At 63.0% G+C, this 8142-nt stretch carries 9 protein-coding genes; all 9 read right to left on the bottom strand.

All coding sequences use genetic code 11. From position 1 onward, the window contains the following. Positions 1-185 precede the first annotated feature (185 nt). On the bottom strand, positions 186-554 hold the full coding sequence (locus tag B140_RS0111125; protein WP_018119429.1) for a hypothetical protein: 369 nt from the start codon (positions 552-554) through the stop codon (positions 186-188). After that, positions 544-720 carry a hypothetical protein gene (locus tag B140_RS14480; protein ID WP_244874428.1) on the bottom strand — a complete coding sequence of 59 codons (177 nt, stop codon included), beginning with the start codon at positions 718-720 and terminating at the stop codon, positions 544-546. The genes B140_RS0111125 and B140_RS14480 overlap by 11 nt, the downstream gene beginning before the upstream one ends. A gap of 241 nt (positions 721-961) precedes the next feature. Then, positions 962-1306 (bottom strand): hypothetical protein, encoded by a 345-nt coding sequence (locus tag B140_RS12720; protein WP_211208163.1) that lies wholly within the window; start codon positions 1304-1306, stop codon positions 962-964. A 23-nt stretch (positions 1307-1329) separates the two neighbouring features. Continuing rightward, a complete protein-coding gene (locus B140_RS0111110; RefSeq protein WP_040426530.1) occupies positions 1330-2184 on the bottom strand; it encodes a peptidoglycan recognition protein family protein in 855 nt (284 codons plus the stop codon). A 69-nt stretch (positions 2185-2253) separates the two neighbouring features. Continuing rightward, positions 2254-4053 carry a hypothetical protein gene (locus B140_RS13950; protein ID WP_156801772.1) on the bottom strand — a complete coding sequence of 600 codons (1800 nt, stop codon included), beginning with the start codon at positions 4051-4053 and terminating at the stop codon, positions 2254-2256. A gap of 17 nt (positions 4054-4070) precedes the next feature. Next, on the bottom strand, positions 4071-4856 hold the full coding sequence (locus B140_RS12715; protein WP_018119424.1) for a hypothetical protein: 786 nt from the start codon (positions 4854-4856) through the stop codon (positions 4071-4073). Then, positions 4853-5206 carry a phage gene 29 protein family protein gene (locus B140_RS12710; protein WP_018119423.1) on the bottom strand — a complete coding sequence of 118 codons (354 nt, stop codon included), beginning with the start codon at positions 5204-5206 and terminating at the stop codon, positions 4853-4855. Before B140_RS12710 ends, B140_RS12715 begins: the two co-directional genes overlap by 4 nt. Next, complete coding sequence (locus B140_RS0111090) at positions 5207-6871, bottom strand: Gp37-like protein (RefSeq protein WP_026166257.1); 1665 nt, start codon at positions 6869-6871, stop codon at positions 5207-5209. It lies immediately after the preceding gene. Further along, the gene (locus B140_RS0111085; RefSeq protein ID WP_018119421.1) at positions 6864-8138 is read right to left on the bottom strand and encodes a hypothetical protein; all 1275 of its coding nucleotides are present in this window, start codon (positions 8136-8138) and stop codon (positions 6864-6866) included. Before B140_RS0111085 ends, B140_RS0111090 begins: the two co-directional genes overlap by 8 nt. Between the last annotated feature and the right edge of the window lie 4 nt (positions 8139-8142).

Here is an 8142-nt window from a genome sequence, read left to right as displayed (position 1 = left end):
AGACCCACAAAGACCACGATCACCAGCACGGCCCCAACTGCGGGCACGTCGCCATCCCCCACGGAGACCACGTGGACTACATCCACGACGGACACCGCCACGCCGCACATGAAGGCCACTGGGATGAGCACTAACTAACCCCGCAAAACAACCCCACCCCCTCCCCGGGAGGTGGGGTTATCTTCTTATTCCACGGAAATCAGCGCGCGTAGCTCCTCGGGTACCGGCGGACGCCGGGCAGCAGGCACCAACCCCCGCAACACCACGATGTACTCCACCGCCGCCTTCACCTTCTCATCAGCCAGACGAGAGGCTTCCTCCATACGCGCCAGGTGCCGCTTGAGACGGTCCTGCTCGGTTTCTAACCCCCGCAGGCGCTCACGCAACTCTCGGTTTTCTTCTTGGTAATCATGCTTCAACTTGTCCAGGTCTTTGACCAGGGCTTGGTATTGGCTCGCCACAGTCTCCTCCTGAGCAGAGCGACGCTGCCAAAACGCGACCACCAGACCCGAGGCTGCGCTGACCACAGCGATCACGACCCCCTCAGCGATCATTATTAACCCCCTTCTCCACGGCCGGGGCAGGATCACCACGCCCGAAAGCCCAGATGGCCAGCGCGGCCGTGGTTAGGTAGCCGAGGGCGGTGATGTAGCCACGCTCAGAATCCCCCGATACCCAGGCCGCGATGTAGATCGCGCCCCACAGGGTATGCAGCGCCACCAACAGGCCCGTAACCAGGGGTAGCCACTGATTCGCCCGTGCTACCACGCACGCCACTGCCAGTGCCCCAGCAATCAGCCACAGCCCCGACCATGCCCACAAGGGGAGATACCGCTCTAGTGCGGGGATACGGTGCCCAGCAGGGATCACCGTAGGCAGGTAGCACACCCCACGCAGCAGCACACCTACGGTGAGGATCAGCAGCCCCGCCCACGGAGACCGAAGCCACCGCGAAAGCCTCCTAGACCTCATTATTTTCATGCTCCCCCATCGGGGCTACCGCCAAGCCCTCGCGCTCCTGCGCCACCGTATCCTCCACCACTGTGGGGGCCGCATCTTCTAGGCGCGTAGCCATCGACGGGGTGATCGCCCCCGGCGTGGCCGCATGGACCACCACCTGGAGCACACCCACCACCACGGCGAGAGCCACGGCCGCCGCTGGCGGCCACTCCGTCGCCTGGGCGGCCACGAGATTGACCATCTGGAGGATCGTGCCCGCCACCGCAGCGATGGTGTCTTTACGGCGGGTAAACCACGGCTGCTTCTCGAGTGCTGCGGCCACTGCCTGCGTAATCGTCGGATTCATCACCATTTCCTTCCTGCTTGCTTCTACTTCTTCTGTGCCCGGTCCGCTGCAATCGCCTCAGCGATGATCTCATCGGCATTCAGGCCCACCTTCGCGGCAATGGCCTTGACCACCTGCAACATCGACCAGGTATTCAGGTCCTGCACCGCCATCAGTGCGCGCGGATGAAAACGCACTGCGGGGTTGACCGCCGAGGTGATCGGCTGATCCAATCCCGCAAGGACATCTCTCGCAGCACGGGAAGTATCTCGTGCTGCCTGCGCAGCTAGTTTCGCGTCATTAAGCGCCGCCTCATGCACAGCGTTGAAATCCACCCTGCGCGGGCCTGCGGGCACTGCCGGTGCTGCGGCGTGCTTCGGGCCAGCCATCGCCTCCTCCACGTAACGCAGGAACACGTCCCACGGGAAGTTCGGCCCCGGATCAGTGTGATCTGTCCCACCCCACGCGCGAGTATCGCTATGCGTGGTGATCCCCGGTAGAGCATTCACACCGACGTGCTTGACCGGCCACCGGTAGGTCTTACACCAGTGCGCCACCACCGAGGCACCCGCGCGCAGCATCTTCTCCTGGGCCAGCCACTCGGCTCGGCTATACCGTGCACGGAACACAAAACTTATGTGCAGCAGAATGTTGTTGCCTTGGTTGCCGCTCGACCAGGTGATCCAGTTATCGGTGTTTTCCCGCAGGCGCTTACCCGTGGAGTCCACCAGCATGTGATAACTGCCGGACTGGGAGGTGATCTGGTAGTTTGCGACTGCTTCAGCCGGGGTTCCGGGGGAATTCTCCGTGGTGTGGATACACACGCCCCGCAGCGCCCCCAGCGAACGGGGACCCCCGAAGGAAAACCTCGGGGACCAATCAACATCAAAATACGACATGAGCATTACCTCCTTGAATTGGGAATGAGAAAACCCCGCAGGGATTTCCTGCGGGGGCAAAGGGGAAAGCTAGGCGGGCCAGGGGTCGGTGGTCATATACACCGCCGTACCATGCACGAGGCTATGAGCAGACGGGGCCCGCTCTACCATGACCTGCTTATTTTTAGAGTCGATGTTGAGCAGCACCACCCCCGCCGGATCAGACAGCCACGTCACCGGCGCATAGCATGGATTGACCGCCGGGGTGTAGCCCTCCGGGATTGTTGCCGCTTTACTGCTCGTCCCGTTATGTACCTGGATCGTCACAATATTGCCGACCCGGTAAAACGTCGCCCACCCCGCGCTGGCCTGCGCCATCTTCGATGCGGCCACACCTGCCTGGGTTGCGGTGGCGATCTCGTCATCGACGTACTTCTTCGTCGCCACCGAGGTAGGAGTGACGGGGGCCTTGGCACGCAGGTGCCCGGAGGCATCGAGGCGCACCAAGCGCTTGGCATAGGTGGCGGACTGCGATTGAGCACCCGCGTCCACCGCGTCGGTAATATCCGCGCTGACGTGTCTATGGCTTTTATCTGCCTTGCCAGCCAGGGCGGTATCCATCGCTGCTTGCGTGGCTTTCCCCTCCAGTGCTGTGGCGAGCTGATCCACCTGTGCCTTGTCGGCCTTCTGCTCCAGCGCGGTCATGTCGGCCTTGGTGTCGATGCGGCGCCCCAGCGCTTCATCAGCGGCATCCACGTACTTGCGGTTCGTCGCCGCATACAAATTCATCGAGGCCGACTGGGTAGCGATGATCTGGATAGCCGAGGGGCGATCCGCGCGGATCGCCCGGTCTTTGTTCAGCTTCAGTTCGCCCGCCGAGGACGCCTTGATCACCTTGCCCTCCGCGCTGCGATCCCCAAGCGCGCTCGATACCACGGCATCGGTCACATCCGCGCTGAGATGGGTGTGCCCCTTCGTGGCCTTGGCGTCGATGTCGGCGCGCACCTGCGGGCTAATCCCCGACGTCGCCGTGGAGGCCGCCTGCTCAGCACGGTCAGCCTCCGTCTTGGAGCGATCCGCCTGGGTGCCCGAGCGGGCAGCAGCCGCCTCCGCAGCCTGCTTCGCCGCAACCACCGCGTCAGCATCACCAACCCGATTAGCACCCTCTACCGCCCGGCGCGCAGCCTCCTCCGAGCGATCAGCCTCACGAGTAGCACGAGTGGTCTCCCCTGCTGCTTGAGTTGCGGCCTCCCCAGCCTGCGTAGCAGATGCGGCGGCATCACGGGCGGCTTTCTCGGCGGCATGCTGTCCCTGGGCAGCGTGATTAGCGGACTGCCCGGCGCGAGTCTCGGACGCTTTCGTCGTAGTGGCGGATTCCTGCGCACGCTGGGCCGCTGCGTCGGCATTAGTGGCGGCCTGGCCTGCCTGGGCCGCAGACACAGCAGCCTGATCGCGGAGGGTAGCGATCCCATCGCTAGCCTCCTTGGCCTGAGTAGCAGCAGTACGAGCCTCATCACGAAAGCTCTCCGCCTTCCGCGCCGCCGCCTCCGCCTTAGATTGGATCGTACGCACCTCGGAGACGATCTCCGGCTCCCAGCGGTAATTTCGTTCAATCAAATCCCGTAGCGTCACGCTCCCGGAAGCCGGGATTAGTACGTCAAAGGGCCGCGAATCCACCGATGTGCCCACGCGGAAAATCACCTGGCATGGTCCAGGCTCGAGGCTCACGCTAGCTCGCCCCTCCACTAGGCTCACCGTCACAGGCTTAGGGGTGATGATGTGGTCGGCGGTGCCGGGGCGGAGTCTAGGCGCCCGGAAAATGACCGCGTCACCTTTTTTGGGGGCGCGTTGAAAAACATCTCGCGCATTAATTGTCACTGTAGTTGCCATGACAAAACTCCTTATTCTTATTGCTCCGGCGGGCGCGGTGGCCCCTGTACCGGATCAGGGGGTACCTGCGAGGCCTCCGCCCCCGTAGACCCAGAAACTTCACGACTGATGTGTTGCACGACCAGGCGATTCCAGTCAGGGCCGCCGAAAATCGTGCGCCCAATCCCCAGACTCAGCAGCTCCACTTGGACGAGGTATCCCGGTTCCGGGACCACCACCGACGACACCAGAGTTTGGGTCAGGCGGCTGTTAGAGGTCACGGTTGCGCGCTGGGAGGAATACACACCTCCCTGGGGTGTTTTTACAACTACTCGCCATTCCATGCGCCCGGTGACGATAATCGCGGATTCAGCAGTGAGCTGTGCGCGGATATCCCACAGGCCTTTATCCCCGAGTCTGATCCCGCTGTCCTCCAGGCGGCAGCCACGCATGGGTCCAATTTGGGTGCGAAATGGCATGACTCCCGTCACGTCCCAGCCGGATAGGTTTCCCATGCATGCAGAGCCGTAATCCAGCAGTGGCGATAGGAGGTCTGTGCGATGGTTAAGCTCGGTTTGCCCGTCGCGGAACTCCCTGCCGACGCGCTCGAGACGTTCAAAGCCGAGGATGGAGCGCGCTCCGGCGAGCACATCGGCGATACCATCGGCAAACTTCCCTACGAAGTTGCCCTTGACCTGGTTAAAGAGGTTATCGGCGGGGGCACGCAAGCGGCGCTTAATCGCTTCTTCGTTCATGCCCTGAAGGGCAGCAAGCCCGGACGCGCTGTAGCCGCCCTCGGGTATCCCCTGGTTTGGTGCAGTCATCGCGTGCCCTTCTTTCGTCGCTCTAGCGCAGCCTCCACGGCTGCGACCTCCGCCTCAGAGAGCGCGGAGAGGTCCACCTCCGGGGTGGGAGCTTGTGCTTCTGCGGCAGGAACCCACGCCACGCCTCCGGCCATGAACGCGGTGTGGGAGTCCTCGCTGGCCACGATCTCTTGGAGTTCTGGGTGGTGGCGGAACCCGCAGCGCCACAGGTGCTCGGAGATGAACTGCAGTGCCATCAGCGGCAACACCAGCGGGGTGCCGTTTTCGTCTATCGGTACCGGTGACAGGGCCCACACGGCGTGCTCGCGCGGGTCCTCCATGTTCGCCTTGGCCTGGGAAATTGCGGGCATCTACATCACTCCTATGTCGTGGAGGATTCCGAAGAATCGCTTGGATTGGTCAAGGGCGCGGGCCAGCGGGGATTGATCCACCCTGGGGTCGCCCACAGTGAGCTGGAACGCCGGGGCGGAATCCCTTCCCCAGCCCATACTGATTTCCTGGACTTGCTCCACCACCACACGCCCGCCGGGCACGCCCTGCATCTGGATGCCGATGCGGTCCCCGAGCCAGAAATGCCCCTGGCCGCGATCCCCGGGGAGGTAAGGCCCTGCGTCCCCCACACTGACCTCGTGCTTGGTGCGTGAGCGGGTCTGCCAGAATCCCTCGCGCATGGCGACCACCCCAGATAAGGACCAGGCGGATTCCCCGCCCTCGGCGCGGGATTCGTGGTAGTGAGACCACCCCGCCTTAGAGGTGCGCACCGGGGATTTAATCGCCCCCCAGGCGAGGAAAATGTCCTCGTAGAGGGGCTTGAGGGCGGTGTCTGCGATGGTGCCCAGGGTGGGCATGAAGAAAATCGCGCCGAGGACATTGCCGACAAGCTGGACGGATAGGGACACGGATTCGTTGACACCGAAGGTGGACTTGCCGCCTGCCACGATGGAGGTGGCGGTGGCGGGCTCGTGGGTCCACTTCGCAGAGTCAATCGGGCTGTACTGGCCGTCACGGTAGACCACCCACGGCTGGGCGGGCTTGGTGCCCAGCCACTTCGAGACGGAGTATTCCGCGGGCTCCGGTGGGGAGGCCACCACCGTGATGAGGTCATCGACGAGGTTGTCCGCCAGGCGGGTGGAGGTGCGCAGCATCCCGCCGAAGATGGTGCCACCAAACGAGGTGGTCTCAAAGACACCGGACTTGTCCACCACGTCCACGATGAGCTGCCCATTACGCAGCGGCCCGATCCACCCTTTGGGCTTCTCATCGCCCTCTAGCCAGCGGCGGCACTCTACCATCAGGCCCGCATCCTCCAGGATCGGCTCGGCCACCTCCCGCCACGTATTCATCCGCGAGGAAAGGATGCACCACTGCGAGTCGTCCATGAGCAGCGAGCCCGGGGCCACGGCGATCGACCAGTTCCAGGGGGTCACCCCCTCAAACCAGGTGCGCGGGTCCAGGGGATCATCAGGCAGCTGCCAGAAGTTCCCATGCAAGCGGATCAGGTTCAGGAAGAGGATCAGCTTGAGCATGTAGCGCGAGGGGCCTGCCAGCACAAAGTGCTTCGGCCACTGCACCCCCGCAGGCAAAAACGGATTCGGCCAACACAAAACATGGTCGAGTTCCTTGAGGTCGTGGAGGAACTGAATCTCCACGGTGCGCGCCCCATCAGAGCCCTTGACCAGGGAGACGGATTGCATACGCCCGCCCCAGCGTGCGCCCCGGAAATCGGCGGTGACGTGAATATTCTCCGTCTTACGGCCCCACACGTCCAAAGCCCACACCGCCAGGTGGTGCGTGGCCGGGAGAACCACCAGGCCGGAGCCCACGTCGTTGAGCTTGAAGGAAAAACTCGCTTCAATCTCCCCGGCAACCCGCCCACGCAGCACCCAGTCCCCGTCCCAGAGGCGCACAAAAGGCTTCTGGCGGCGGTATGCTTCCCGCGCCTCGCGGTGACGAAGCGCAGCCTGCCAGATCGTCTCCATACGAGCCGCAAAATCCTGCGAGTAGGACTCACTCATCACGACTCACCTCCAAGTCCATGCCAAACGCCGAAGTCCACTTCCGCTCCACGCGCACCTGCACCCCAGCACCGGCCATCGTGTTGAGCGACCCCCAGGAATGCGCCCACGTATCAGCCACCACCTTGCCGATGGTCGCCCGCGTCAAGGTCTTCGTGATGGTCTGCGCCATCTCCCCTGCTGCTTCACCAGCCTGCCCAAAAATCCCCGTAGCCTGACGTACCGCCTGGTCGATACGATCCGCGAGATCATCAGGCCGCATAGTCAAAACAACAGATTGGGACACCGGCGACATCACCGTGGTCATCGCCTCCGCGCACAGCACCAGGAAATCCGTCGGGATCGAAAACGGAATTTGGAGCGTACGCCACAAATTAGGCAGCCACGGCAGCGGGTTGACTGCTACCGGGATTTGGGTGGGTGGGGTGCGCGGCGGAATCGGGTAGGTGAAAAACTGTCCATTCATGCGCGCCCACCACTGCGGCCCCTCCGGTAACAACCGCCGAAGCAACCCCGCCAGATCATCGACGAGGTTCTCCGGTTCTGTCTCGATGGCAACCACCTGCTCGACCATCGGATCGGTATCAACCAGCACGTGCTGCTTATACGACTGGAATGGCATGGTGATTCGGCGTTTGCGGTGTTCATAGCCGGGGAAACCGCGCCGGGTTTCGAACGAAAAATCCGGCAGGATCAACGACGCCGGGCCAGTGCACACCCACTTCGGCCAAGCAGGAACATCGGTGGGATTCGACACAGTGACATGACCATGCCAGCGAGTCCCATTAAACTCCCAGCCAGTCACATCTACCCCCGACGAAAACAACGGGTCCCCCGCCCGCAGCTTCATCAAAATACCCGCGCGCCCCTGCACATGACCACCCATCTGCCCCAAATCAATCTCCGGGGTCTCCGACATACGGCACCGCAACTCACGCCGCCCCGCCGGAGTCGTCACCACCAGCGTGGCGTCCTCCCAGATCGACCAGGCCGTCAGCCACCGGCTATACACCGTCTCCCAATCCCTCAGCGGCGAATCCAGCAGGGTCACCGGCAAGGTGACATCCCGCGCGGGAAACTTCGCGTCCGCGAACGTCCCGCCGATTTGATCCGCCGCGGAAGTCCACACCGTGGAAAACGCCGCATTGACCACGCCAACGAACCCAGGATCAAGCCACACACCCTCCCGGCCCGCGCCTGGCCCGCTGATACGGAACTCCTCGCCGTGGACACCGATCACATCAATAGCGATCTTTCCATCCGACATACGT

The organism is Corynebacterium mastitidis DSM 44356, assembly GCF_000375365.1.
GTDB classification, from domain to species: Bacteria; Actinomycetota; Actinomycetes; order Mycobacteriales; family Mycobacteriaceae; genus Corynebacterium; species Corynebacterium mastitidis.
This window is presented reverse-complemented; position numbering and strand designations above follow the sequence as displayed.

Bases quoted from the DNA above. Each gene is read 5' to 3' on its own strand.
- B140_RS12715 (WP_018119424.1), bottom strand. From the start codon at position 4,856: ATGACTGCACCAAACCAGGGGATACCCGAGGGCGGCTACAGCGCGTCC.
- B140_RS0111090 (WP_026166257.1), bottom strand. From the start codon at position 6,871: ATGAGTGAGTCCTACTCGCAGGATTTTGCGGCTCGTATGGAGACGATC.
- B140_RS13950 (WP_156801772.1), bottom strand. From the start codon at position 4,053: ATGGCAACTACAGTGACAATTAATGCGCGAGATGTTTTTCAACGCGCC.
- B140_RS12710 (WP_018119423.1), bottom strand. From the start codon at position 5,206: ATGCCCGCAATTTCCCAGGCCAAGGCGAACATGGAGGACCCGCGCGAG.
- B140_RS0111110 (WP_040426530.1), bottom strand. From the start codon at position 2,184: ATGTCGTATTTTGATGTTGATTGGTCCCCGAGGTTTTCCTTCGGGGGT.
- B140_RS12720 (WP_211208163.1), bottom strand. From the start codon at position 1,306: ATGAATCCGACGATTACGCAGGCAGTGGCCGCAGCACTCGAGAAGCAG.
- B140_RS0111085 (WP_018119421.1), bottom strand. From the start codon at position 8,138: ATGTCGGATGGAAAGATCGCTATTGATGTGATCGGTGTCCACGGCGAG.
- B140_RS0111125 (WP_018119429.1), bottom strand. From the start codon at position 554: ATGATCGCTGAGGGGGTCGTGATCGCTGTGGTCAGCGCAGCCTCGGGT.